21 protein-coding genes and 1 riboswitch are annotated in these 24,421 nt (G+C 49.3%); of the genes, 13 read left to right on the forward strand and 8 right to left on the reverse strand.

The annotated features are described in order from the left end of the window. Positions 1–259: 259 nt before the first annotated feature. Positions 260–670: an HHL1-like protein gene (locus AC1S5B_RS10285; RefSeq protein ID WP_482035582.1), complete on the reverse strand. Its 411-nt coding sequence runs from the start codon at positions 668–670 to the stop codon at positions 260–262. Between the two features lie 312 nt (positions 671–982). On the opposite strand from AC1S5B_RS10285, the gene psb32 reads away from it, so the two are divergent. The 3 genes from psb32 (at position 983) to AC1S5B_RS10300 (ending at position 4,392) form a co-directional block, all read left to right on the forward strand. Next, positions 983–1,726: a photosystem II repair protein Psb32 gene (gene psb32, locus AC1S5B_RS10290; protein WP_482035583.1), complete on the forward strand. Its 744-nt coding sequence runs from the start codon at positions 983–985 to the stop codon at positions 1,724–1,726. Between the two features lie 159 nt (positions 1,727–1,885). After that, on the forward strand, positions 1,886–3,808 hold the full coding sequence (locus AC1S5B_RS10295; RefSeq protein WP_482035584.1) for an AMP-dependent synthetase/ligase: 1,923 nt from the start codon (positions 1,886–1,888) through the stop codon (positions 3,806–3,808). 134 nt (positions 3,809–3,942) lie between these two features. Then, positions 3,943–4,392: a YlqD family protein gene (locus tag AC1S5B_RS10300; RefSeq protein ID WP_482035585.1), complete on the forward strand. Its 450-nt coding sequence runs from the start codon at positions 3,943–3,945 to the stop codon at positions 4,390–4,392. A 2-nt stretch (positions 4,393–4,394) separates the two neighbouring features. Here the strand turns inward: AC1S5B_RS10300 and AC1S5B_RS10305 are convergent, their stop codons facing one another. Continuing rightward, positions 4,395–4,574, reverse strand: a complete 180-nt coding sequence (locus AC1S5B_RS10305) for a hypothetical protein (protein ID WP_482035586.1) — start codon at positions 4,572–4,574, stop codon at positions 4,395–4,397. Between AC1S5B_RS10305 and AC1S5B_RS10310 the strand changes: the two genes are divergently transcribed. The 5 genes from AC1S5B_RS10310 (at position 4,563) to AC1S5B_RS10330 (ending at position 10,047) form a co-directional block, all read left to right on the forward strand. Further along, entirely contained in the window at positions 4,563–8,501 is a 3,939-nt protein-coding gene (locus tag AC1S5B_RS10310; RefSeq protein ID WP_482035587.1) for an Eco57I restriction-modification methylase domain-containing protein, read from the forward strand. The genes AC1S5B_RS10305 and AC1S5B_RS10310 overlap by 12 nt on opposite strands. Positions 8,502–8,619: 118 nt before the next feature. Next, complete coding sequence (locus AC1S5B_RS10315; RefSeq protein WP_482035588.1) at positions 8,620–8,856, forward strand: hypothetical protein; 237 nt, start codon at positions 8,620–8,622, stop codon at positions 8,854–8,856. After that, a complete protein-coding gene (locus AC1S5B_RS10320) occupies positions 8,853–9,272 on the forward strand; it encodes a type II toxin-antitoxin system VapC family toxin (RefSeq protein ID WP_482035589.1) in 420 nt (139 codons plus the stop codon). Before AC1S5B_RS10315 ends, AC1S5B_RS10320 begins: the two co-directional genes overlap by 4 nt. Before the next feature lie 111 nt (positions 9,273–9,383). Continuing rightward, positions 9,384–9,683 (forward strand): nucleotidyltransferase family protein, encoded by a 300-nt coding sequence (locus AC1S5B_RS10325; protein ID WP_482035590.1) that lies wholly within the window; start codon positions 9,384–9,386, stop codon positions 9,681–9,683. Then, a complete protein-coding gene (locus AC1S5B_RS10330) occupies positions 9,676–10,047 on the forward strand; it encodes a HepT-like ribonuclease domain-containing protein (RefSeq protein ID WP_482035591.1) in 372 nt (123 codons plus the stop codon). Before AC1S5B_RS10325 ends, AC1S5B_RS10330 begins: the two co-directional genes overlap by 8 nt. A 66-nt stretch (positions 10,048–10,113) precedes the next feature. Here AC1S5B_RS10330 and AC1S5B_RS10335 read toward each other — a convergent pair whose 3' ends face one another. The 5 genes from AC1S5B_RS10335 to AC1S5B_RS10355 all read right to left on the reverse strand — a co-directional run bounded on the left by AC1S5B_RS10335 (position 10,114) and on the right by AC1S5B_RS10355 (position 15,997). Then, a complete protein-coding gene (locus tag AC1S5B_RS10335; RefSeq protein ID WP_482035592.1) occupies positions 10,114–12,072 on the reverse strand; it encodes a S9 family peptidase in 1,959 nt (652 codons plus the stop codon). A gap of 88 nt (positions 12,073–12,160) precedes the next feature. Next, on the reverse strand, positions 12,161–12,949 hold the full coding sequence (gene pstB / locus AC1S5B_RS10340) for a phosphate ABC transporter ATP-binding protein PstB (RefSeq protein ID WP_482035593.1): 789 nt from the start codon (positions 12,947–12,949) through the stop codon (positions 12,161–12,163). Beyond that, a complete protein-coding gene (gene pstA, locus AC1S5B_RS10345; protein WP_482035594.1) occupies positions 12,943–13,884 on the reverse strand; it encodes a phosphate ABC transporter permease PstA in 942 nt (313 codons plus the stop codon). The genes pstB and pstA overlap by 7 nt, the downstream gene beginning before the upstream one ends. A gap of 1 nt (position 13,885) precedes the next feature. Continuing rightward, on the reverse strand, positions 13,886–14,869 hold the full coding sequence (gene pstC / locus AC1S5B_RS10350; protein ID WP_482035595.1) for a phosphate ABC transporter permease subunit PstC: 984 nt from the start codon (positions 14,867–14,869) through the stop codon (positions 13,886–13,888). Positions 14,870–14,989: 120 nt separating this feature from the next. Beyond that, entirely contained in the window at positions 14,990–15,997 is a 1,008-nt protein-coding gene (locus AC1S5B_RS10355; protein ID WP_482035596.1) for a PstS family phosphate ABC transporter substrate-binding protein, read from the reverse strand. Positions 15,998–16,313: 316 nt separating this feature from the next. Here AC1S5B_RS10355 and AC1S5B_RS10360 point away from each other — a divergent pair, with 316 nt between their 5' ends. The 4 genes from AC1S5B_RS10360 to AC1S5B_RS10375 all read left to right on the forward strand — a co-directional run bounded on the left by AC1S5B_RS10360 (position 16,314) and on the right by AC1S5B_RS10375 (position 22,448). Beyond that, on the forward strand, positions 16,314–18,716 hold the full coding sequence (locus AC1S5B_RS10360; RefSeq protein ID WP_482035597.1) for a protein phosphatase 2C domain-containing protein: 2,403 nt from the start codon (positions 16,314–16,316) through the stop codon (positions 18,714–18,716). A 103-nt stretch (positions 18,717–18,819) separates the two neighbouring features. Then, a complete protein-coding gene (locus tag AC1S5B_RS10365; protein ID WP_482035598.1) occupies positions 18,820–20,475 on the forward strand; it encodes a CHAT domain-containing protein in 1,656 nt (551 codons plus the stop codon). A 12-nt stretch (positions 20,476–20,487) separates the two neighbouring features. After that, complete coding sequence (locus AC1S5B_RS10370; protein WP_482035599.1) at positions 20,488–20,844, forward strand: translation initiation factor; 357 nt, start codon at positions 20,488–20,490, stop codon at positions 20,842–20,844. 182 nt (positions 20,845–21,026) lie between these two features. After that, positions 21,027–22,448 carry a 1-acyl-sn-glycerol-3-phosphate acyltransferase gene (locus AC1S5B_RS10375; protein ID WP_482035600.1) on the forward strand — a complete coding sequence of 474 codons (1,422 nt, stop codon included), beginning with the start codon at positions 21,027–21,029 and terminating at the stop codon, positions 22,446–22,448. 27 nt (positions 22,449–22,475) lie between these two features. On the opposite strand, the gene AC1S5B_RS10380 is transcribed toward AC1S5B_RS10375, so the two are convergent. Beyond that, positions 22,476–23,291 (reverse strand): biotin--[acetyl-CoA-carboxylase] ligase, encoded by an 816-nt coding sequence (locus AC1S5B_RS10380; protein ID WP_482035601.1) that lies wholly within the window; start codon positions 23,289–23,291, stop codon positions 22,476–22,478. A 117-nt stretch (positions 23,292–23,408) separates the two neighbouring features. Beyond that, positions 23,409–23,539, forward strand: a riboswitch (guanidine-I (ykkC/yxkD leader). 121 nt (positions 23,540–23,660) lie between these two features. Between AC1S5B_RS10380 and AC1S5B_RS10385 the strand changes: the two genes are divergently transcribed. After that, positions 23,661–24,410: an urea amidolyase associated protein UAAP1 gene (locus tag AC1S5B_RS10385; RefSeq protein WP_482035602.1), complete on the forward strand. Its 750-nt coding sequence runs from the start codon at positions 23,661–23,663 to the stop codon at positions 24,408–24,410. The last annotated feature ends 11 nt before the right edge of the window (positions 24,411–24,421 follow it).

Below are 24,421 nucleotides of genomic sequence, written 5' to 3' on the forward strand. Positions count from 1 at the left end.
CGTCAGGCATGGCGGTACACTCAAGAATCAGTTTTGAGGGTGCCCGGTGTAGGAAAATGGCTTCCACGCTGGTCTCTGCCTTGCTGGAATTAGGCAAGTTGAACCACAAGCAAATGGCTGCTTTTGTGGGCGTTGCTCCCCTTCTCCTATCTTGGGAGTTAGACCATTGGCTTACCTGCCCTAGGCTTAGGGCTTGCGTAGTAGGTGGGGGATATAACTTGCGGCCCCCAGGGTAGGCTGACTTTATTGGCACATTAGGCTACTTCTTCTTCAACAAGCCCGAAAAGCGGTCTTTAAGCTGCTCTAAAAAGTTGTCTTTGCCCGGTTGGGGAAGTTCTGCTGGTTGAATCGGCTCATCAGGAAACTGTTTTAACTGATAGCCATATTCCAAAAATTGCTGATGCTTTTTGAGGACGGGAAATAGCCGGAACGCTCCTTGCAGCAATTCAGCTTCCTGCTGGGCGATCGCATGATTGATCTTATTCAGCCGACTCACGGCAAGCGACCCCACAGGATACCAAGTTTTTTTATCTTTAATCCGAATATAAATGTTAAATTCTGGCAAACCCTCTGCCTTCATCTTGTCATACTGCTGAGAAGCCTGTCCTCGCACCTCTGCACTTTTTGAAGGTTTCTTCGGTTGTTTTGGCTGACCAAACCCATTACTCATAAGTGGTTCCTTAGAATTATTAAAACGGTTAATAAAAGTTTACACCTTTCGCGACTTTCGCGATCTCGCCCCATCCCTGGCGATCGCCTATTTTTCTGCAAAGTCCGTCAAACTATTAGAATTGCCCACATTAGCCGCATCGCGCCCGTGTTCTCCCCTAAGGTTTTCATTAGGGAAATGGTGCTGTTCCCCCTAAAAAACAGACTCGATTGATTTGTTGATTTCATCCCTGTCCCTGCTGTAGATTCAATTGCCTATCGGGATGGATTAAGCGTAGTATTTGAAAAATATAATGTTGCGACAGATATTGATATGCGTCGGCTCCTCACACCCTTTTCGTTGCTGATACCTGCAAAAAATTCCTTGTTGCAAGCATTTCAGCGATTCTGTCTATCCGTCTTGCTAGTTTTGTTCGTTACCCAACTGATTGCATTGCCAGCGAGTGCAACCAGCTTATATGAAATTCCTGACTTGCCAGAAAATACCTGGGTGCTTGACACAGCCGAAATCCTTAGTCGAACCACTGAGGGTAAACTTAGCACCGCTTTCTCAGACCTGGCGGCTCAATCTGGCTTGGAAACCCGCGTTGTCACTATTCACCGATTGGATTACGAAGAGACGATTGAGGGGTTTACAGAAAAGCTGTTTAAGCGGTGGTTTCCCACAGACGCAGATCAGGTAAACCAAACGTTGCTGGTACTCGATAACGTCACGAATAATACGGGGATTCGCACGGGAGAAAAGGTAAAGCAGTTAATGACAGACGCGATCGCAGCTAGTGTGGCACAGGAAACTGTGCTGATTCCGCTGAAGGAAGGCAACAAATACAATCAAGCATTTCTGGGTGCGGGCGATCGCCTGGTTGCCGTCCTTTCGGGGCAAGCTGATCCGGGTCCACCGGAGGTGAAAGATACCGTGATGGTGGAAGGCACGTTTGCCACCCCTGAAAAAACCAAAGAAAGTAATGCCACCGTTTGGGTGATTGGCTTCCTCGTTGCTGCAACTATTATTCCCATGGCAACCTATTATTTTTATCAATACATGGGTTCTCGATAGGCAGCAATCAAACGCCAAATGCTTGAGTGCAATCCACAGAACTCAATCCTTAAAAAGCGATCGCAAACTAGAGTTAAATTAAGATAGCTAAGGTAATGTTTTCAGCGGTTTTTTCTGCGGATGCAGAAGCCAAGTAGGAGCCTTTCTGGTACGCCTTCCATGACTCAATCTTCTCAACCCTTTGATTACAACGCAGTGCCATCGATTCCGGCACTGTGGACGATCGCGGCTCAGCGTTTCAGCACTATTGTGGCGGTGCAAGATTTCCACAGTGTCCCGCCCGTGAAGCTCACCTATGCGGAACTTTATCGGCAAATGCAGAAGTTTGCCGCTGGGTTGCAGGCGTTAGGGGTAAAAGCAGGCGATCGCGTCGGTTTATTTTCTGATAACAGCCCCCGCTGGCTAATCGCCGATCAAGGAATCATGACGGTTGGTGGAATCGATGTAGTCCGGGGTTCTCAGGCAGAAAAAGACGAGTTGTTGTTTATCTTGGAAAACAGCGGTGCCACGTTTCTCGTCGCAGAAGACTATGCCACCGTTAATAAACTGCGCGATCGCTTAGAGGATCTGCCGATTCAAGCGATCGTGCTGCTGTCGGATGAAACGCCCGATGAAGATAACCAACTGAAAATCTTGAATTTCTCCCAACTCTTAGAACTGGGCGTAGGGCAACCGCTTCAGCCTGGGTCAGCCCAGCGGGATGACTTGGCGACATTGATGTATACCTCTGGCACTTCTGGCAAGCCCAAAGGCGTAATGTTAAGCCATGGCAACCTGCTCTCTCAAGTGGATGGGGCAGGGCGGGTCGTTCGAGTACAGCCAGGAGAGCGGGTTCTCAGCATTCTGCCCGTGTGGCACTGCTACGAACGAACGTTTGAATACTTCATTTTTGGGCATGGTGCTACTCAGGCATATACCAACATTCGCCATGTCAAAAAAGACTTGAAGGACTTCCAGCCCCACTATATGGTGGCAGTGCCTCGCCTCTGGGAATCGATTTATGAAGGGGTGCAAAAGCAATTTCGGGACCAACCTGCAAAAAAACAGAAGCTAGCTCAGTTCTTTTTGCAGAGCAGCGATCGCTTCATTCGGGCACGTCGCACATTGCAGGGGTTAGATCTAGAAAACCTGAATCCATCCCTCCTAGACCGACTCACTGCACTAATCCAAATCGTACCCTTCGGAATTTTGCACGCGGTGGGCGATCGCCTGGTTTATAAAAAGATTCGGGATGGCGTGGGCGGCAACGTCAACTATTTCGTCAGCGGTGGCGGCTCCATTGCCGAACACCTGGAAGACTTCTTTGAAATCGTCGGTCTAGAAATCTTGGGCGGTTATGGACTGACCGAAACCTCACCGATTACCCATGTTCGCCGTCCGAATCGCAACCTGCGCGGTGCTGATGGGCAGGCACTCATTCAAACGGAAACACGGATTGTGGATCTAGAAACTCGCCAACCCGTCGCCATGGGCAAGCAAGGATTAGTGCTGCTGCGCGGACCCCAAGTAATGCAGGGCTATTATCAAAACCCCAAAGCAACCCAAAAGGCGATCGATGCAGACGGGTGGTTCGACACGGGCGATCTGGGCTGGTTATCCGATCAGGGTGATTTGATTATTTCGGGGCGCGCGAAAGATACGATCGTCCTCACCAGTGGTGAAAACATTGAGCCTCAGCCGATTGAAGATGCTTGTCTGCGAAGCGCTTATGTGGATCAAATGATGCTAGTCGGGCAAGACCAAAAGTTTTTGGGCGCGCTGATTGTTCCCAATGTGGATGCTTTGGAAAAGTGGGCGCTGGCGCAAGGTTATACGTTGCAGGCGACGGATTCAGCAAGCAGTCAAGCATCTGACAAACAATTAACTTTAGACAGTAAACCAGTGCAAGATTTGATCCGGCAGGAACTCAACCGCGAGGTGAAAAACCGCCCAGGATATCGCCCCGACGATCGTATTGGACCGTTTCGCCTGATTTCCGAGCCATTTTCTATGGACAATGGACTGCTGACCCAAACCCTAAAAATTCGTCGAAATGTTGTGATGGATCGCTACCAGGGTATGATTAACGAGATGTTTGTTTGATCCCGCATGATGTCCTGCTAGACAGGCATTGTACGGCTGATTAAACGTTGACTGCTGGGCTATTCTTGCCCACTCGTGAAAAGTAATTTTCACCCAAACATCTTTTTTGCTCTTGACCCTTAATGAAGCGTTTTATGGATGTCTCACCCTCTCAATTGATTCTAAAGCGTTCTGTTAATGTGAAAGCGATCGTCACACCTCGCTGGAAAGAAGAGGCGCAGCAACAACTGCAAGACCAAATCAATCAGCTAGACAGTCAACTGCAACAGCTTGAAATGCAAGCGCAGCGGATGATTTCTGAGATTCAAAAACAAAGTTTGCAACTGCCGGGTTCTGAAGGCAATCAACAGATTGAAAGCATCCAGGGTCAGGTTAATCAGAAGAAAAGTGAGTTGCTAGAGCAGAAAAATCAGGTTTTGCAACAGCTTCAGCAAGTCCAAGTTTTAGAGATGGATCAAGAAGTCAACCAAGGACAAATCGACAGCGTGTTTCGGGTTGAATTGGGGGATAACCTGATCGAAAAAATGCAGGTTGAGCTTTTGCTACGCGATGGCATGGTCGAAGAAATTCGAGGCATGGTTTAAGATCAAGACGATCGCTGGAGTAAAAGCCTTTTGGGATTAGGTGCAGATGAGATTGCTGGCAAATCTCGACAGTCTGGGCTGCGATCTTGTAGGTTGGAGGGGCAAGTAGGCACAGGGCTAAACAGCCAGTTGTTCATTAGCGCTTCAGCGATCGCACTAGGGCTGAAATCATGGATGGGCAAAAACCAAACAAGCCGTTATTTTCACAGCACTATCTAGAGCATCGGCTTCAGGAGTGCCCAGAATGGCAAGAGGATGGGGCAGCGGGTTTTGAGGCGTTAAGCCAGCTTTATAGGTCTAAAAAAGATCTGTTGCCCACCCTGAGTGAAGCGCAAACCGAGGATGTGTTTATCAAGCCAGCGCTGGAGATTTTGGGGTTTAGTCATATTCCCCAGGTGACGACTCGCGGCAAGGGCAGAGCGGAACGCCCGGATTATGCCCTGTTTACTCGTGAAACCGATCGCGATGCTGCCTATCCGCTTCAGAACGACGAACCTGCTTTTTATGCGCGGGTGCAGGCGATCGCGGAAGCAAAATATTGGGAACGTCCGCTGAGTAAGGTTTCTGCCAACGACCAGCGTGATATTTATAAAAATGCCAATCCCTCGTTTCAGATTTCTAGCTATTTGACGGGAACCGGGGTGGATTGGGGCATTTTGACCAACGGGCGCGAGTGGCGATTGTATTATCGGCAGGCTTCCTCAACGGCTACAGAATTTTATCCGGTTGATCTGGTGGAACTGCTGGAAGCAGGCGATCTGGCGCAGTTTAAGTATTTTTGGCTGTTCTTTCGGCAGGAAGCGCTGGTTAAAGATTCCCAAGGGCGCAATTTTTTAGAGCGGGTGCGGGAAGGCAGCACCACTTATGCCACTCGTGTCGGAAATGAGCTAAAAGCGTTAGTGTTCGATCGCGTCTTTCCCAGTTTGGCGGGGGGCTTTGTGGCAGATGCAACCCGGCGCGGTCAACCGATCACCCCAGAGCAGGTCTATAAAGCAACGCTATCGTTTCTCTACAAGCTGTTGTTTTTGCTCTATGCCGAAGCCCGAAATTTGTTGCCCATCGATCGCGATTATCGAGATCACAGCCTCAGCAAAATGACGCAGGAAGTCGCTCAGGGCATCAAGTGGCAAAAGAAGTTGAGCCAGACTTCCACGGCGCTCTACGATCGCCTGCTGAGTCTATTTCAAATTGTCGATCGCGGTGATCCGGGGTTGGAGGTGCCGCGCTATAACGGCGGGTTGTTTCACTTTGATTTCAGTCAGCCCAGCGATCAGACAGAGTATCGCGCCAATCATTTTTTGTCTCGCTTGAAGCTAACCGATGCGGTGCTGGCTCCTGTGTTGGATCAACTGGCGCGGTTTGAAGGACAGCCGATCGACTATAGCTTTTTGGGCGTGCGGCAACTGGGTTCGATTTATGAGGGATTGTTGGAATATCGAGTGGCGATAGCGCATGGGGCGATCGCCAATGTGCATCTGGAGAATGACAAGGGCGATCGCAAAACCACAGGCTCCTATTACACGCCTGACTATATTGTCAAATACATCGTTAGCCACACGCTGAAGCCGATTTTGGAGCAGCGACAGGCGCGGTTTGGCGAACTGATGGCGCAAATTACCCAACTGCACAGCCAACTGCACGATAAACGACTGGGAACGCAAAGCCTGAACGGGCTACAAAAGGATTTGCTACAGCTAGAGCGGCAAGCCCAAAGCACCTTACTCGATATCAAAGTGTGTGATCCGGCGATGGGCAGCGGTCACTTTTTAGTGGAAGCGGTGGACTATTTGACCGATGAACTGATTCGGATTTTGAATCTATATCCTGAACAAAACCCCGTGCTGGCAATGCTGGAGCAGACGCGCCAGAGCATTTTGCAAAACTTGAAACAGCAAGGGATCACGATTAACCCCGATCGCCTAGAACCGACGCAACTGCTGCAACGGGTGGTAATGAAGCGCTGCATTTATGGCGTGGATTTGAACCCGATGGCGGTGGAATTGGCAAAGGTGAGTTTGTGGCTACACTCCTTCACCATTGGGGCACCCTTGAGCTTTTTGGATCACCATTTGCGCTGTGGAAATTCGCTAATTGGCACGACGGCTAAAGAAGCGGAAGCGGCAATGAGCCAGGAATCGAGCGGACAGTTTACCTTGCTGACAGGACCGTTTGTGGGATTGCTGCTGGCGGCGGAAATTATGCGCGGCGTGAGTGTGTTGAGCGATGCCACGTTTGCCGAAGTGGAACAAAGCGAAACTCTCTTTCGATCGTTTGATGCCGCCGCCAAACCCTACAAACGCTTGCTCGATATCTACGTTTCTAAGTTTTTTGGCTTGAAACGCGCCGACCATTTTTTGCGAGTATTTGGCACGAGTGCTATTACGGCTGACTCTAAAACCATGAATGCCGCAGATGCCGCTGTCTATGACGATGCCCTAAAACTCAGTGACGAGAAACACTTTTTTCATTGGGATCTAGAGTTTCCAGAGGTGTTTATTGATCTAGAAAATGCCAGTTGGAAGGAGCGTCCGGGCTTTGATGCGGTAGTGGGCAACCCGCCTTATGTGCGACAAGAAGGATTGAGCGAATTTAAGCCTTTTTTCCAAGCCGTTTATGAAAGCTATAGCGGCGTTGCCGACCTCTACACCTATTTTTATGAAAAAGGGCTGAAAGTACTGCGGCGAGGTGGTTATTCGTCCTACATTGTGACGAATAAATGGCTACGGGCAGGCTATGGGGAAGCACTACGGCGATTCTTTGCTACGAATAGCCAGTTTGAAGAAATCGTCGATTTTGGTCACGCGCCAATTTTTCCCGATGCGGACACCTTTCCCTGCATTGTGGTGGTACGAAAACCTTTGATACCCACTGCTTCGCCCCTACCAAATCTACCTCCACCTACAGACAAAACGGTGCGAATCTGCCCCGTGCCCCGTGAAGCATTGGCAGGAATTGACCTGAATGGCTATGTAGAAACGGAAGGCTACGATGTGCCTTGGTCAAGATTTAGTGATGCTCCCTGGAGTTTGGAACGTCCAGATGTCGGGGCGTTGATGGAGAAGATTCGGCGGATTGGTGTTCCGTTGAAAGAATTTGTTGGTTGTAATCCTTACTACGGGATTAAGACTGGTTTCAATGAAGCTTTTGTAGTTAGTAATGATTTACGCAAACATTTAACTGAAATTGATCCTAACTGTATCGGAATTATCAAGCCATTTTTACGAGGACAAGATATAAAAAGATGGAACTCTGAATGGCATGACTTGTGGATGATTGTTGCACATAAGGATCTTGATATTGATGCTTATCCCGCAGTCAAAAACCATTTGAAAAAGTATGAATCTAAACTAAAAAAAAGAGCAGGAAGTCAAGAGTGGTGGCAGCTACAAGCCTCACCAGCATTTTTACACCTTTTTGAATTACCTAAGATTATTTATCAAGAAATTCAATTTCATCCATCTTACAGTTTTGATGATTCTGGATACCTGACAAATAACAAGGCATTCATATTACCTAGAAAAGATTTGTATGTGCTAGGCGTATTAAATTCTCCATTAATTTGGTGGCATAATTGGCGATTTTTACCTCACATGAAAGATGAGGCTTTGACACCAAAAGGTGAACTCATGGAAACTTTCCCGATCGCCCCACCCACCGACGAAATCCGCGAACAAACCGAACCCAAAGTTCAGCGACTGATTGACCTTACCAAAACCAATCAGCAATCCTATCGTGACGTGTTGGACTGGATGCAGTCCCGTTTTGAAATCGATAAGCTAGGGCAAAAACTAGAGCGTTTTGCCATCCTCAGCGAAGCCGAATTCTTAACCGAACTGCGAAAGCGCATTCCCCAGAAAGGCAAAACAGGCGATCCTTTGGGCGTAGCAGGGCAAAAAGAAATGAAGCAAATCTATGGCGATTATGCTCTACCTATGCAAACTCGCAACCGTGAGATTTTGCAGCTAGAGCATCAGATTTCTGATCTAGTCAACCAAGCTTATGGACTCACCCCCGAAGACATCGATCTACTATGGCGCACTGCCCCGCCCCGAATGCCGATTCAAAGGAATTCTAAAAATGCAACTGATGCGGTGCGATCGCTTGATTGACGCGATTGTGTATCGATTGTATGGGTTGAGTGAAGAGGAAGTGGCGATCGTGGAGGGAAAAAATGGTGCGATCGCGAAGGGAAAATGAACCAGCTAGAAACTTTGTTCAGGAGGATAAATGAGTAATCCAATCACCATACAGATTTTTGAACAGGTGAACGATTTGCCCGACAATCTTCAGCAACAGGTTCTTACCTTTGTTTTAACCTTGCGGCAAGAGCATTTACAAGAATCCGGTAATGCCTGGGATGTGCTTGAATCTCTCACCGGAACTGTCGAAGCTCCTGCCGACTGGTCAACCGAACATGACCATTATCTCTACGGCACACCCAAACACCAGGAAAATGGGTCATGATGGGCGATCGCTTGTTTCTAGACACCGCATTCATTCAAGCATTGCTTAACCCCCGCGACGACTATCATAACCAGGCAAAACAACTGTTCCCGCGCATTCGTGCAGCAACTGAAGTCTGGATTACAGAAGCCATCTTTACTGAAGTTGGCAATGCCTTAAGCGCATTCAATCGGGCTGGTGCAGTTCAGTTTATCCAACAGTGCTATCGTACCGAAAACATTAGAGTGGTTAGCATTGACACAAATCTACTAATGCAGGCACTCGCACTCTATCAATCCCGCTCCGATAAAACCTGGGGCTTAACCGACTGTATCTCTTTCGTGGTAATGCAGCAGCAAAACTTAACCAATGTGGTCACAGGCGACCGCCATTTTATTCAAGCAGGCTTTCATGCCCTGATGCTAGACATGAAATAGCGATCGCTTGATTGACGCGATTGTGTATCGGTTGTATGGGTGACTGAGGAGGAGATTGCAATTGTAGAGGGGAAAAGCACAAAAGATGCGGCTTTGGAGGAGATAAATTAAATGAGTGAAACCATAGAAAGCAGCGATGTCATCAAAAAATTGCGCCATTTGAAACCCGAACTCAAAAAACGCTATGGCGTAACTCGCATTGGGATATTTGGCTCTGTGGCACGCAATGAAGCCCACAATGGCAGTGATATTGATATCGTCGTAGATATGGCACCCGATCTTTTGAAGCGTGTCAGTCTTAAAGTAGAACTGGAATTATTGTTTAACAGAAAAGTTGATGTAGTTCGATATTGGCATGGGATGAACCATTACTTAAAGGCGAGAATAGATCAGGAAGCAGTATATGTATAATCGTTCCCTTCTTTTAGAATTGCTTCTTGAAAGTGACGAAGCAATTAGGAGAATCGAGCGAAGATTTGCAGAAATCAATTCACCTGATGATTTCACTCGTAACGATGACGGTCTTGATCGCTTAGATGGAATCAGCATGATGCTAATTTCGATTAGTGAAAACATCAAAAGGATTGAAAAAATTGTTGGAACCGATTTTTTCAATCAATATCCTGATATTCCCTGGTTAAGCATTAAAGGAATCAGAAATATCTTGGCTCACGATTACTTCAACATAGATGCTGAAGAAATATATCAAATATGTTCCAGTGACTTAGAACCTTTGAAGCAAGTATTGGCAAAAATGCGGAGTGCGATCACTTGATGGATACGCTGAAATCGCCTGGTAGCAGGTAAGGCGGTAGAAGATTCATTTTGCTGGGTGCTTAGGCTATGGAGAAATCAGGTTTGCGATCGCCACGGGTGCAATCACCTCCGCAGGCTCAAATCCAAACACCTTGGCATAGAAGTAGAATTCCCCATCCATTGTGCGTTTGATATTTTCAGCCTTACGGAAACCGTGCTGCTCCCCTTTATATAAGACATAGGCAACGGGTAAGCCCTTTGCTTTGAGGATCTCGACCATCATTTCTGCCTGGTTGGGCGGCACAATTTTATCTTCATCGCCTTGGAAGAAAATCACTGGGCAGTTGAGCAATTGAGCCGAGTGGATCGGCGATCGCTCCACATATAGATTTTTTTGCTCTGGATAGGCTCCAATCAGACTATCCAAGTAGCGGGACTCAAATTTATGGGTGTCGGTTGCCAATGCCTCCAAATCGCTGACCCCGTAGTAACTGGCACCCGCTTTGAACACATCCCGGAAGGTGAGAGCGCAGAGGGTCGTGTAGCCGCCCGCACTGCCGCCATCGATCACCAAGCGATCGCCGTCTACCTTGCCCTGTGCCGCCAGATATTTCGCTCCGTTGGCGCAGTCATCCACATCTACAATGCCCCATTGACCGTTTAGCCGTTCTCGATAGGCACGTCCATAGCCTGTACTGCCGCCGTAGTTTACATCCAGCACTGCAAACCCGCGACTCGTCCAATATTGAATTCGCAGGCTGAGCATGGTGGATGTGGCGGAAGTGGGTCCCCCGTGACTTTTGACCAGCAGCGGTGGAAGTTCATTGTCCGGCGCAGCAAAATCTTGATTGTTGGGCGGATAGTAAAAGCCGTAAGCCTCCAGTCCGTTTTCCGTGGGAAAAGCGATCGCGGTCGGCACGGATAAATAACCGGGATCAACCTGCAATTCGCTGGATTTTTGCAGCACTTCAATCTGGCGACTTGCCAAATCTAGCTGCACAATGACACCCGATTGAGTTGCCGATCCCGCTTTAAACACCACCTTTCCCGGTGCGGCGTGAATACTGCCAATTTCAGAATAGGGTGTGTCGATCAGTTCCAGCGCTTTAGTATGCAGGTTCAAACTGGCGAGATAAGAAACACCATTCTGGGTGTAAGTGCAAATAATGTGATCTGCTGACTCGAATCCATAGGTAGACATGCCGAACACCCATTGAGGCAAGCCAAATTCTGCTTTCATGGGATACAGCGGCTCGGTCGCGCCTTGCCAGCGATACAGGTTCCACCAGCCTGTGCTATCGCTGACAAAATACAGCACCCCATCCGGCGACCATTGGGGCTGAAAAATCGACTCGGTTAGTCCACCAGCGATTTTTTGGCAGTCAGTCATGCTGCCATCCACGTCGAGAGTTCCCAGCCAAAGCTCTGTGCCATCCCAGGGCATATTCGGGTGGTTCCAGCTAATCCATGCCAGTTGCGATCCGTCAGGACTGAGACAGGGCGAAGCATAGAAGTCTTTATCCGAGGCAAGAATCTGCTGATCCCCTTTGCCGTCTAGTCGAAAACTGGCGATCGCGTTCACGGCTTCACCTTCGCCGTTTTCGTCGCCATTTCCGGCACCCGTATGATCTTCACGCACACAAATCATTCGGTTGCGCTGAACATCGACTACGCCGTCGGCATAACGCCAGGGTTGTTCTGGGGTAATGGCAACGGGTTCGCCACCGGGAAGCTTGCGATAGAGCCGCTGGTCGGCAAAGTTGGAAAAATACACTGCGCCCTGATGCACCAAAAAAGCTCCGCCGCCATATTCATGCACCCGCGATCGCACATTGAAAGGCGCTGGCGTGACATCCGAAACCTGCCCTGCCGCAGTCCGGCGCACCACCACATTTCGCCCCGCTTCCGTGGGTCGCTGTTCCGTCCAGTACACCTCGCCGCGATCGAGGCGAATTTCACCTAGCCCGATCGTCCCCGCCACAATCAAATCTGAGGTGATGGGCGATTTCCAGGAGCCATAGGGGGCGATTTGCGGGGAAGTCATGTGGGGTACTCGTGCGTCAATAGTCACCCTTGAGGATAGAGGGTTTTAGTGCAGCTTGCTAGTGCCTAGGGGGATGTCGAACAATCAATCAGCCAAATCGTCCGCTGACATAGTCTTGGGTTTTTTGGTCGGCAGGTTTGTTGAACAGCAAGTTGGTTTCGTTAAACTCCACCATTTCGCCGAGATACATGAATGCCGTGTAATCTGAAACCCTGGCTGCCTGCTGCATACTGTGGGTCACAATCAAAATTGTCACCTGCTGCTTCAGGTCGTTGATCAGTTCTTCAATGCTGGCAGTGGCGATCGGGTCGAGGGCAGAAGTTGGCTCATCGAATAGCACCATGTTAGGTTCAGTGGCGATCGCCCGGGCAATGCACAACCGCTGCTGCTGCCCTCCCGACAAATTATAGGCAGGCTCTTTCAACCGATCCTTTGCCTCATTCCACAACGCCGCCCCCTGCAACGCTTTTTCCACCTTCTCGTCGATCAATCGTTTTTCAGTAATCCCCTGCACTCTCAATCCATAGGCAACATTTTCATAGATCGACTTCGGAAACGGGTTGGGGCGCTGGAATACCATGCTGACGCGCATTCGGACTTCGATTGGATCAATCTGCTTCTCTAGAATATTCACCCCATCTAGCAAAATTTCCCCGTCGTAGCGATTGCCGGGATACAAATCGTGCATTCGGTTAAAGCACCGCAACAGAGTCGTCTTGCCGCAACCCGAAGGACCAATCAACGCCGTCACTTTCCGATCCCAAACGACCATGCTGACATCTTTCAGCGCTTTGGATGACCCATAGTAAAAATCGAGGTTTTTCACCTCCGCCTTCCGCTCCATCGCAGACCCTTTGAGTACATGCGTATCTACCATTTGACTCCCTTCCGAAGACGATAACGTAAGTAAATTGCAAAAGCATTCAGCGATAGAGTCATTAAAATCAGAACGACACCCGCAGCGGCGGCATTGACTTGGAACTCTGGCTGAGGGCGAGACACCCAATTAAACATTTGAATGGGCATCACCGTAAAGGGAGCCATCAACCAGTCAAATGAAATAAATGGAAATTCAGATTTGACCGGAGAGGGCGGTAAAAACGCGATAAAAGTCAATGCTCCAATCGTAATCAAGGGAGCCGTTTCACCGATCGCCCGTGACAAGCCAATAATAATCCCGGTGAGAATACTGCCGGACGAATAGGGCAAGATGTGATCCCAAATCATCTGCCACCGACTGGCACCCAGGGCATAGGCAGCCTCTCTCAAACTACTGGGAATCGCCCGTAAAGCCTCCCGCGTCGTCACAATCACAATCGGCAAGATCAACAGCGCCAGGGTTAAGCCTGCTGTCAGAATACTCTCACCTAAATTGAGTACCGTACTAAAAAGCCCTAGCGCCAGCAGTCCATACACAATGGAGGGAACCCCTGCTAGATTGGTGACGTTAATTTCGATCAAGGCGGCTAGCCAGTTTTTCGGCGCATATTCTTCCAAATACACGCCAGCCGCCACGCCGATCGGCACCGCAATGAACATCGTCGTGACCATGACCAACAATGAGCCAATCCAAGCCGACAAAATGCCTGCTTCGTTAAAATCGCTACTCGGAAACGAGGTGAAAAACTTCCAGTTGAGTCGGGGTAGCCCCTGAATAAAGAGTTGGGCAACCAATGCGAGCAAGATCAACGTCGCGATCGAAATGACCAGCAATCCCAGTATCCCAAATAGCTTACTGATGAGTTGACGACGGGAAACCGATGCCCGAATCTGCCGTAAATCATTGCCTTGGGAAAATTCTGCCTGTGCCATGTTAATAGGTCTCGCGGAAGCGTTTCGTTAGGAAGTAGCCGATAATATTGAAAATCAACGTGACTAACACCAACACCAGCCCCGCTGCAAAAATAGTTTGGTACTCCAACGTGCCATGGGGCAAGTCACCCAAGCTCACCTGGACGATATAGGCGGTAATCGTGGCGGCTGATTCGAGGGGATTGAACGTAAATGTAGGCTGCAAACCAGCGGCGATCGCCACAATCATCGTCTCACCCACCGCCCGCGATACGCCCAAAATAAATGCTGCAATCACCCCAGAAGCCGCTGCTGGTAATACAACTTTTAACGCCGTTTGCAGGCGGGTTGCCCCGGTTGCATAGGAGCCTTCCTTAAGATTCAACGGCACCGATCGCATGGCATCCTCGCTAATCGAGCTAATCAGCGGCGTAATCATCAACCCCATGACCAGCCCAGCCCCCAGCATATTAAAGCCAGCCAATTCAGGCGGGAAAATGTCAGGGAAAATATTAGATAAATAAGTACCAATCGGTTGATACAGCCATTGCAACGCCGGAATCACAGTCAGCAACGCAAAATATCCATACACCACTGTTGGAATCCCTGCCAGTAATTCCAAAATCGGCTTGACCACCTCACGCACACTGGGAGGCGCAAACTCGCTTAAATAAATCGCTGAAATTAGACCCATCGGCAGGGCAACTGCCAAAGCGACAGCAGTCGTCGTCAGCGTTCCTGAGACGAGCGGCAAAATGCCATAGCCCGGTGGATCAAACAAGGGTGACCAGTCCTTACTGGTTAAAAACTCTATCAGCGAAACCTCTTGAAAGAACAGAACAGATTCACTGATGAGAATGTACATGATGGCGATCGTCGTCGCCACACAGGAAAAAGCGGCTAGAAATAAGACAAATTCAATCAAACGTTCCTTCAATTCGCGAATTTTCTTCTTTCGAGTAAATTGAAGCTCGTGAGCGGCAGGTTTTGAGGGCTGAGCGGTCATAGTTGTAGTTTGCCAAAAAAGTGGAAAGCCAGCAAAAAATATGCTGACTTTTAGGCGATCGCGGCACTCAAGCCAAGGGGTCGCACAGGTGTTAATGTGCGACCCCTTGGTAAAAGCTTGTTATTCTCTCAATTCGCGGCTGAGTAGCTCCTCAACCTTGAGACCCACGGCTTCGTCTCCACCAAAAATAGTACCCGTTTTAGTCGCTTTAAACCGATTCGCAAGCACCGGATAAGCCTTCGCAGGCAGACCGACGTAACCCACAGAATCAGCAGTTCTGCCGGCATTCTTGATGTAATACTCGACAAACTTCTTGACTTCGGGCTTCTTAGCAGATTTGGTGTTGACATAGATGAAGAGCGGTCGAGACAAGGGCGTGTATCGACCGTTTTCTACGGTTTGCTCAGAAGGCATCACACCATTGATAGTAACCGCTTTGACACGACTCTTGTTGGGTTTGTAGTAAGCGTAGCCAAAGTAACCCAACGCTCCTTTGTTCTTAGACACACCCTGAACTAGCACGTTGTCATCTTCGCTAGCGGTAAAATCCTTGCGAATCGACTTGGATTTACCATTAATCGCTTCAGTGAAATAGTCGAAGGTGCCAGAATCTGCGCCGGGTCCAAATAATCTCAATGGTTGATTCGGAAAGCCAGCCCGGACATCTTTCCAATTCTTGATAGTGCTACTTGGCTCCCAAATTTTCTTGAGTTCAGCCGTGGTTAAGTTCTTTGCCCAAGTATTGCCGGGGTTGACTACAACAGTCAGGGCATCAAACGCAATGGGCAATTCAACGTACTTGATCCCTTTAGCAGCACAAGCAGCCATTTCTTTCTTTAAAATGGGGCGAGATGCATTGGAAATATCCGTGTCGCCAGCACAGAATTTTTTAAACCCACCCCCCGTTCCAGAGATGCCGACCGTTACATTGGCACCACCGGCTTTTTTAGACGCTTCTGCAATTTTTTCGGTAATCGGAAAAACGGTGCTAGAGCCATCAATCTTGACGACAGAACCCTGAGAGTTGACAGCATTTACAGATAGACCCACCACTGCTGCTGTAGCCGCCGCCGCACTCACGATCGCCGTGAAGCGGTTAGGCACAAGCTTCACTTTGTCACACACCATATTGATACTCCAGAAGGTTTAAGTGTTCAGTCAGACATTTCACGATTCACAATACTTTGCCAGGGTTAAGAGCAAGTGATTTAAACCTGTACTCTGGTTAGCAAAAGGTTAAATTTAAGTAAAGTCATTCTTTGTGGACTTGTTTTTTGAATGAAAAGCCTACCAAAGCTGAATAATTGCCCAAAGAGAACCTCTCTTTGGGCGGTTTGGTTCCTAGAGGTAACATAGAGATTAAGATTGAGCTTCGTTTTTGACTAAGAACCAAATCATGCTCTTCGCTAAGGTTTAGCAACAGAGTTAATAGCCCTTTATTTGCATGGATAGCCCTGAGGCAACGATTTATTGTTCAAATGCTCTTTGTCAAGCTCCTAATGTTGAGCGTGATCGCTATTGCTTGCAGTGTGGAACCTTTCTGCCAAAGCATTATTTATGGGCGATCGCGGGGCGATCGTTCTTGCCCTCACCCGGTGAACTGCTGGCAGGACGCTATGCCTTCAAACAGGAACAGATCTTTTTAGATACGAAGCCGGGATTATTGCCAGACTCCTTGGAAGAATTACCGCAGCAGGCGGTGTCCTACCAGCGGTTAGTGTCGGATTGGCTGCATGTACCCCAGGTTTATGCCCTGTTGCCTGATCCCCAACTGCCCGGTTCGGCGATCGTGCTGCTCGAAAATACGCCGATTTATCCGGCTGATATTCAGGCTGGAAAGAGCGCACAGTCGGGAGCTTTAATGCCCGGTTTAGAAGCAGTGTGGCGAGAGGCAAGTGCCTTACAGCAGCTTCATTGGCTTTGGCAACTAGCGCAGTTATGGGAGCCGTTGCATCGGGAAGGCGTGGCAGCTAGCTTGTTGTCGGCAGAAAATTTGCGCGTGGAAGGATCTTTAATTCGCCTGCTGAGCTTAGTGGGTGATTACCAGCCGTTATCGGGTAGTTTGGTAGACTTAGGGCGATTTTGGCAGCAGTGGCAGGCAGGAGCGCAGACCGCGATCGCGCCCTTTTTAGGTGCCCTGTGTGAACAGATACAGCGCGGACAGATTCGCACTAGTGAACCACTGATTCAGTTGTTAGATCAGGCGATCGCGGCGTGCAGTCTGGCGCAATCTCGCACTGTGGAGTTTGCCACCTTAACGGATCAAGGACCCACCCGCCAGCGCAACGAAGATGCCTGCTATCCTGCCAGCGGCACAACCCGATCCGTGACCCTGACTCCCGCCCCAAAAAATGCTAATTCAACCGCTTTGATCGTGGTCTGCGATGGGATCGGCGGACATGAAGGCGGAAATATTGCCTCGAATTTAGCGATCGCCACGGTGCAACAGCGTTTGCAAACAGTGCTATTGGATGTTTCTAGTGATCCCGTTGCCTTAACGCTGGAATTAAACCGAACAGCGATCGCCGCCAACGATATCATCGTGCAACGAAACGACACCGAACATCGCCAAGATCGGCAGCGCATGGGCACAACCCTGGTTATGGCAGTCGTGCAAAACCATGAACTATACCTGACCCATGTGGGAGACAGCCGCGCCTATCGCATCACACCCATCGGCTGCCATCAGGTCACCTTGGATGATGATCTGGCATCACGGGAAGTCCGAATGGGCTACGGGCTGTATCGAGATGCGTTACGGCAGCCCAGTTCCGGCTCTTTAGTGCAGGCGCTAGGGATGAATGCATCGATGCTGCATCCCACCGTGCAGCGCTTTATTTTGGATGAAGAGTGTTTGTTTTTACTGTGTTCAGATGGGTTGAGCGACAACGATCTGATTGAAGAACATTGGCAAACCCTACTACTGCCAGTATTGGACGGTACGGTCGATATATCGACGGCGGTGCGGCAGTTGGTGGCGATCGCCAATCAACAAAATGGGCATGATAACGTCACCGTGGGGCTACTTCACTGTCGCGTTACTCCAGCGGCTCTATCCAAAGCGGCGGTGCTTCACGTATCCGACTCCCTGGCAAAATTAGCGGCAATAGCCTCTGCCACATCCCCTACGACAGAGACTCATTTAGCCGAACCTGCCTATCTACCAACAGCCAATCCTTCTACACTCAAGACTCAGCTAAAAAAGCCACCATCCAGAGCGCGCCCTAGTCTCCTTCCTTGGCTGTTAGGCTTACTCACTTTATTAGGGGGGGCTGGAGTGCTATTGGTCTGGTTCTTCCCCAGCGTTGGTATCCGCCTATTTCCAACAATAGAAAGCACTGCTGTCTCTCCTGATGTTCCTATTAGTCCCGTTCCCAGTGGATCTGGGCTTGCGTCTCCTCCTAATATTGCTGCATCTTCATTTCTAACGACTCAATCGCGGGTGTTAGTCAATCGGGCGGCGGTTGATGGAGTGGGTCAAGCTCCCGTGCTTCTCCAGCCTCAGCTACCGTCTCAGCCATCCTCTCAACCTGTTAGCCCTCCTCCATTGAGTCAGCCTGAATTACGCCCGATGCCTATTCCAGTGGGTACGGTCTTGGAGGTCGTTGCGGTGCAAGTGCGATCAGAGCAGCGGTGGCTCCAGCTCAAGGTATGCTCTCTCCCGACGGCTGTAAAGGCGATGGATCAAGCGAATGCCTCTAGTGCTTTTGGGCAACCGGGTGATACGGGGTGGATTCAAGAGACGGCGATCGCGCCCCTAGTTACCTCCGATATCAGCCTCACTCCTATACAACTGGGTGCCTGTAAGGTTAAACGCCAAACAGATCCCCCGTCAAAAACTAATTGAAGACTGCGATTTCTTTCCAAACACCGATTAGACTGATAGAACGATAAATAACTACAGAAGATCCTAAAAAAATCTATTTTGGACTGGGCTACATCCCTTACGAATGCCGTTATCTGAAAGCCCCTATTTGAGTTTGGCAGTGACCCCGTTACAGATTTCTGGCGCGGCGCATTTCGCAATTCACGTTACCAAAGCGCCCTACCCTGGCGGACTTGCCCTACACAATTGCATTTGGACGAATTCCCTCAGTCAACTGTGGCAACTGTGGCAGGAAATGTTCTTCACTCACCCTTTGCCCCCCTACCCGGTAGAGCAGACCGGGTTACCCGAATCCCTAGACTCCAATCCACCGGGGGGGATGTCGGCGCGATTGATGCAAACTTTGGGTGTCAGCCTGTGGCAGTGGGTGTTTGATGGTTCCATTATGGTGAGCATTAATCAAAGCCGTGGGATTGCGATCGGGCAGGGGCAACCGCTCCGGTTTCAGATTGAAATTCGCGATCCCATGCTCATCTCCCTGCCCTGGGAAATTATGCAAGAAGCCCCCGGCACTCCAGCCATTTCTTTAAGCCAACACATTTTGTTTAGTCGCACCACCAGCGATGTGTCTGCCTTACCGCCCTCTCGCCCTGAAACCGCCCTCAAAATCTTGCTCGTTCAAGGACAGGCATCCGATGCCAGCGGTACGGGGCTGACCAACGATGTTCTGCCCATGCTGAAGCTGGAGCAAGAAGCAGATATGTTGGCGCAAGTCCTAAAAAGTTCTGGCAATTCAGGCATTGGCGGTTCCAAGGAAATTCCTTGTGAAGTCCGCACGTTGGTTCAACCAACGCCGCTGGAACTGATTCAGGCACTTGAAACCCGCCATTACAACGTTTTGTTTTATGCAGGGCATGGGATGCCGGGTCCCGATGGGGGCGTGTTGTTTGTTCGCCCAGATATGCCCCTGAATGGCACAGAATTGGCTCAGGTATTGACTCGGTGCCAGGTAAAACTGGCGGTATTCAATGCCTGTTGGGGTGCCCAATCCGATCATTACTATCGCAACGATGCCACCATGCCGGGAGGAAAGGTTTCCCAACCCATGCCCCGCAGTAGCCTTGCCGAGGTGCTGATTCATCATGGGGTGCCCGCCGTGTTGGGAATGCGTAACTCGATTACGGATCAAGAGGCGCTGAGTTTTATTCAAGAATTGGCAAAAGCGTTGGCAGACCGGAAACCGATTGATCAAGCAGTGGCGATCGCCCGCCAACATCTGTTAACTATTTATAAATTCAATCAGCAGGCGTGGACATTACCTGTACTGTATATGCACCCTGAGTTTGATGGAGAACTGCTGACCCCGATCGCCGCCGTTACTCCCGGACATACTCAGATTGGCGTAGAATCATCGACCTCCGTTGCCTGTTTGCGATCGCTGCAAGATAATCGCGTTTGGCAAATTCGGGGTGGATACATGACCATTGGCAGAAGCCCAGACAACGATCTGATTTTGCGAGAAGAAGAAGCGGGAGCCTCTCGCGAACACGCCATGATCCTCCGGCGAGAAAGCCAGGAAACGCTGGACGATGCCACCTACTTCCTCCGAGATGTCTCTCGCTTTGGCACCTGGGTTTTCCTAGCCGATAAAGGCTGGCAACGAGTGCATCAACAAGAAGTGCTGCTGCTGCCAGGAAGCCAAATCAAATTTGGCAGTTCCCAAAATAATCCTTTAGAGTTTACGATTCTCAGCACTCCCGAAGCCCCACCATCCAGCTAACAGAGATTTCTTGTGGTCAAAAAGAAAACCCCTAATCCCAATCCTACAGAGCGATTCATCTATCGTGAATTTGGTGCCCCCGAAAACTCAGAGGCGTTACAGCGGGGTGTTCCCGATCTCCCTCCCAATCAGCAAAGCCCACGGGTTGAAACCTCCAGCAAGGGACGAAAGGGAAAAACCGTAACCATCATTCGCGGTTTTCAGGCAAACCCGGAAACCCTAACTGATTTACTCAAAAAACTTAAAAACCTGTGCGGCGCAGGTGGCACCCTCAAAGACAATGAACTTGAAATTCAAGGGGATCACAAGCAAAAAATTGTTCAACACCTACAGCAGCTCGGCTATAAAGCAAAAGCAAGTGGAGGCTGAGGGACTGGCGAATTACGAATGGCGAATTACGAATAATGCCTCAAAACCAGTGGTAAGTAGCTACTTTTCGTCTCTTAACATTCGCACTTTGCCCTTCGACATTCGCACTTCGTCCTTCAACATTTCCCCTTTGTCCCTCGACATTTTCCTTCTGTCTCTCGTAACTTTTCCTGGAGAAAACTTTGACCGACACCATCACCCGCGTTCAGCCCCCCTTAGAGTTTCTTCCGCCGGCATTTAATCCTTTGGTGCGGCGGGTGGTGAGTTGGATATTTCCTTTTTTGATCCGCTCTCAAACGACCGTCTGCCAAATTGAGGCGGAAAATGTGGAGACGTTAGTTGATCTTTTTCGCCAGTTTCAGGATGGCAAAATTCGGTTTTTACTCGCGTTTCGCCATCCCAGCGCCACCGATCCCTATTGCGTGGGGCAGTTGATTTGGAGATTGGTGCCGCAAGCTGCCAAACAGCAGGGAGTTTCACTGAAGCGCCCGGTGCATTCTCACTTTATGTACGATCGCGGCATTCCGATTTGGGCGGGTTCATGGGCTACTTGGCTTTACCCACGACTGGGCGGCATTCCGATTCGTCGCGGTAAGATTGACCTGATGGGATTAAAAGCCGCTCGTGATATTTTTGCCAATGGAGTCTTTCCCCTATCGGCGGCACCTGAAGGGGCGACCAATGGACATAACGAAATTATTAGTCCGTTAGAACCGGGAGTCAGCCAGCTGGGTTTTTGGTGCGTGGACGATATGGTGAAACAGGAGCGATCGGAGCAAGTTTTCATCTTGCCAGTTGGTATTAAATATTGTTATGTCACGCCTCCCTGGGCAGCAGTGGAGAAAATTATTACTCAACTTGAACTAGACACTGGCATAAAAGCCTCAGAGATGAGCCAAGAACAACGATTGGACGAGTCTACTCTGTATAAGCGGTTATATTGTTTGGGTGAACACCTGCTATCCGTGATGGAAGGCTTTTATACGCGATTTTATCACAAAGCCTTAGCGGTTCCGGTATCAATTCCAGATCAACACAGCTCTGGCTCAACAGCTTCGCCAATGCCCTCGTATGAAGCCTTTGCAGCACGACTGAACGCTTTGTTAAATGTAGCCCTACAGGTTGCCGAAGACCATTTCAACCTGCAACCTAGAGGCAGCGTCATCGATCGCTGTCGTCGGTTAGAACAAGCCGGGTGGGACTGTATCTATCGAGAGGATATAAACCTTGAAACCGCTTCTCCGCTTGAAAAAGGGTTAGCCGATCGCGTGGCGGAAGAAGCCGATTTGCGCGTGTGGCATATGCGACTGGTGGAAAGTTTTGTGGCAGTCACAGGGAACTACGTCAGCGAAAGACCTACTGTAGACCGTTTTGCTGAAACAACGCTGCTGATCTGGGATATGGTCTGCCGAATTAAAGGCGGAAATCCGTTTGATCGCCCTAAATTAGGTAAACAAAAAGCATTTCTCAAAATTGGAGATCCTATTTCCGTCTCCGATCGCTGGGAATCTTATCGGGGTGGGCGAAAAAATGCCAAGCAAGCCGTTGCAGATCTCACCCAAGATTTACAGATTGCCTTGGAAAGTATGCTGACGAAACAGTAAAACCCTCTTCCCGTCGAAGAAGCGACTTTAATACTGGATGATTCGTCCTGATGTAAAAGCGCGAATGCTTCCCTGGGGCGATCGCACTAACAACCTGCCCTGATCATCAAACCCCATGGCTTGCCCTGAAATCAACTCTCCATTTAGATCAATAGTCACAGGGCGATCGCGCAATCCGTCGCGTTGATGCAGTTCGGGAAATAGCGGCACAATTCCAGAAAATTGAGGTGAGTCCCATTTTTGCACCACAATATCGCGCACCTGCATTAGATAATGGCGCGATCGCTCCAGCAATAATTCTTCTGGAACGACATCAGAGATTTCATGCAGGCTGATTGCATTGCCCACCTGATCGGCAGATACCCCCGCTTGCACAAAATCCACACAGCGATTAATGCCAATCCCCACGACAAGCCGTGTTTGCCCAGAATGCATTCCAGAAGCCTCACACAAAATTCCTGCCACTTTGCGCCGTTCAATCAACACATCATTTGACCACTTCAGGCGCAGTGTTCCGCGCTGGTCGGGCAGCAAATCCTCAATGGCATGAATCACCGCTAACCCAATGACCAAACTCAACCCTGATAATTGAGCGATGGGAAAATCGAGAATGAAACTGGCGGTTAGCACCCCCGCTGGTGAATGCCAGGTGCGTCTATGCTGTCCACGTCCGGCGGTTTGATGGCGCGTAAACACGACGGCTCCATGGGGCAAGCGATCGGCGTGCGTCGTTGCCCATGTGTTTGTGCTGGGGCAACTGTCCACCCAATGCAGCCAGCCGGGTAGATCCCTTGGGTGGGGATTGCCAGAAGGAGGAAAAGGAATCAAAGGCAGACTAGACACAGAAGAATTGACTCGCTACAGCGTGAAACTATGCTTAAGGTAAGATTGCGTTGGCTTTAAGTTTGATTATATAATTAGAGGAGTTTGTCTAAATCTACTTTAAATAACACCTGAACAGGAATTTGCTTCTAGGGTTCCGATTTAGCGACTTGTTAGTTAAGTGACTGGTCCGAGAGAAGCAGCCAACTTGATATTCTGATATTGAGAATGTTGAGTGGGTCGCACGGCGGGAAAAAAGCCCGGGAGAACCATACAGAGTTAAGTCACTGTTGGCATCTCCTGGGCTTTGATGTTTGAGTTGGCGATGCAGATTAGCTTGAAACTTCTGGAAATTTCTCAACTGATTGTTTATCGTTACAGGAGACTTTTATGGTGCAAGTGTCTGTCTCGCAGGATTCTGATCTGTTCAATCCAGCCGCGATCGCTTCAGACCTAGTTCTATTGGATGAAACCCTGCCGGGTAGTGCTTACTGGCATGGCGTAATCAAGCGAGGCAATACCTTGCGTGTGACTGATTTGGAAGGTTCTCAAGGTGTTTCCTTGATTTGCTACAACGCAGATAATGCGATCGAGCGATTGAATGTCGCGGATACTGCCAAGATTCAATTCAATGCCTCTCTTAAAAAAGGCATGGTGATTTACTCCGATATGGGAAGAGTTTTGTTTTCAATTACAGAAGACACCTCTGGCTGTCACGACTTGTTTGGAGGATGTAGTCATGCTGCAAGCAACGCTGCCAAATATGGGGATGGCGAGTTTTGGATCAATTCTCGCGATAACTTCCGCAGGGCGGTGACGCGATATGGTTTGAGCAAGAAAGACATTATGCCCAACATCAATTTGTTTACGCAGGTGGCGATCGCGTCAGACGGCAAAATGAGTTTTGCCGAAGGGCGTGAGCAACCGGGAAGTTTTATCGACCTTCGTGCAGAAATGAACGTGCTGGTGGTTTTATCGAACTGCCCCCATGTAATGCATCCCAGCAAGATCTATGAGCCAAAGCCAATTCAAGTAACTGTTTGGAACTCCCCCGCAGCTACAGCCGATGATCTCTGTCGATCTGCCAATCCCGAAGCCATTCGTGGCTTCATCAACACTGATGCTTTGTTTGCTCAATAGTTTACTAGCCG

It is taken from the genome of Leptolyngbya sp. CALU 1928 (assembly GCF_056784215.1).

Bases quoted from the DNA above. Each gene is read 5' to 3' on its own strand.
- AC1S5B_RS10285 (WP_482035582.1), bottom strand. From the start codon at position 670: ATGAGTAATGGGTTTGGTCAGCCAAAACAACCGAAGAAACCTTCAAAA.
- psb32 (WP_482035583.1), top strand. From the start codon at position 983: ATGCGTCGGCTCCTCACACCCTTTTCGTTGCTGATACCTGCAAAAAAT.
- AC1S5B_RS10295 (WP_482035584.1), top strand. From the start codon at position 1,886: ATGACTCAATCTTCTCAACCCTTTGATTACAACGCAGTGCCATCGATT.
- AC1S5B_RS10300 (WP_482035585.1), top strand. From the start codon at position 3,943: ATGGATGTCTCACCCTCTCAATTGATTCTAAAGCGTTCTGTTAATGTG.
- AC1S5B_RS10310 (WP_482035587.1), top strand. From the start codon at position 4,563: ATGGATGGGCAAAAACCAAACAAGCCGTTATTTTCACAGCACTATCTA.
- AC1S5B_RS10315 (WP_482035588.1), top strand. From the start codon at position 8,620: ATGAGTAATCCAATCACCATACAGATTTTTGAACAGGTGAACGATTTG.
- AC1S5B_RS10320 (WP_482035589.1), top strand. From the start codon at position 8,853: ATGATGGGCGATCGCTTGTTTCTAGACACCGCATTCATTCAAGCATTG.
- AC1S5B_RS10325 (WP_482035590.1), top strand. From the start codon at position 9,384: ATGAGTGAAACCATAGAAAGCAGCGATGTCATCAAAAAATTGCGCCAT.
- AC1S5B_RS10330 (WP_482035591.1), top strand. From the start codon at position 9,676: ATGTATAATCGTTCCCTTCTTTTAGAATTGCTTCTTGAAAGTGACGAA.
- AC1S5B_RS10335 (WP_482035592.1), bottom strand. From the start codon at position 12,072: ATGACTTCCCCGCAAATCGCCCCCTATGGCTCCTGGAAATCGCCCATC.
- pstB (WP_482035593.1), bottom strand. From the start codon at position 12,949: ATGGTAGATACGCATGTACTCAAAGGGTCTGCGATGGAGCGGAAGGCG.
- pstA (WP_482035594.1), bottom strand. From the start codon at position 13,884: ATGGCACAGGCAGAATTTTCCCAAGGCAATGATTTACGGCAGATTCGG.
- pstC (WP_482035595.1), bottom strand. From the start codon at position 14,869: ATGACCGCTCAGCCCTCAAAACCTGCCGCTCACGAGCTTCAATTTACT.
- AC1S5B_RS10355 (WP_482035596.1), bottom strand. From the start codon at position 15,997: ATGGTGTGTGACAAAGTGAAGCTTGTGCCTAACCGCTTCACGGCGATC.
- AC1S5B_RS10360 (WP_482035597.1), top strand. From the start codon at position 16,314: ATGGATAGCCCTGAGGCAACGATTTATTGTTCAAATGCTCTTTGTCAA.
- AC1S5B_RS10365 (WP_482035598.1), top strand. From the start codon at position 18,820: ATGCCGTTATCTGAAAGCCCCTATTTGAGTTTGGCAGTGACCCCGTTA.
- AC1S5B_RS10385 (WP_482035602.1), top strand. From the start codon at position 23,661: ATGGTGCAAGTGTCTGTCTCGCAGGATTCTGATCTGTTCAATCCAGCC.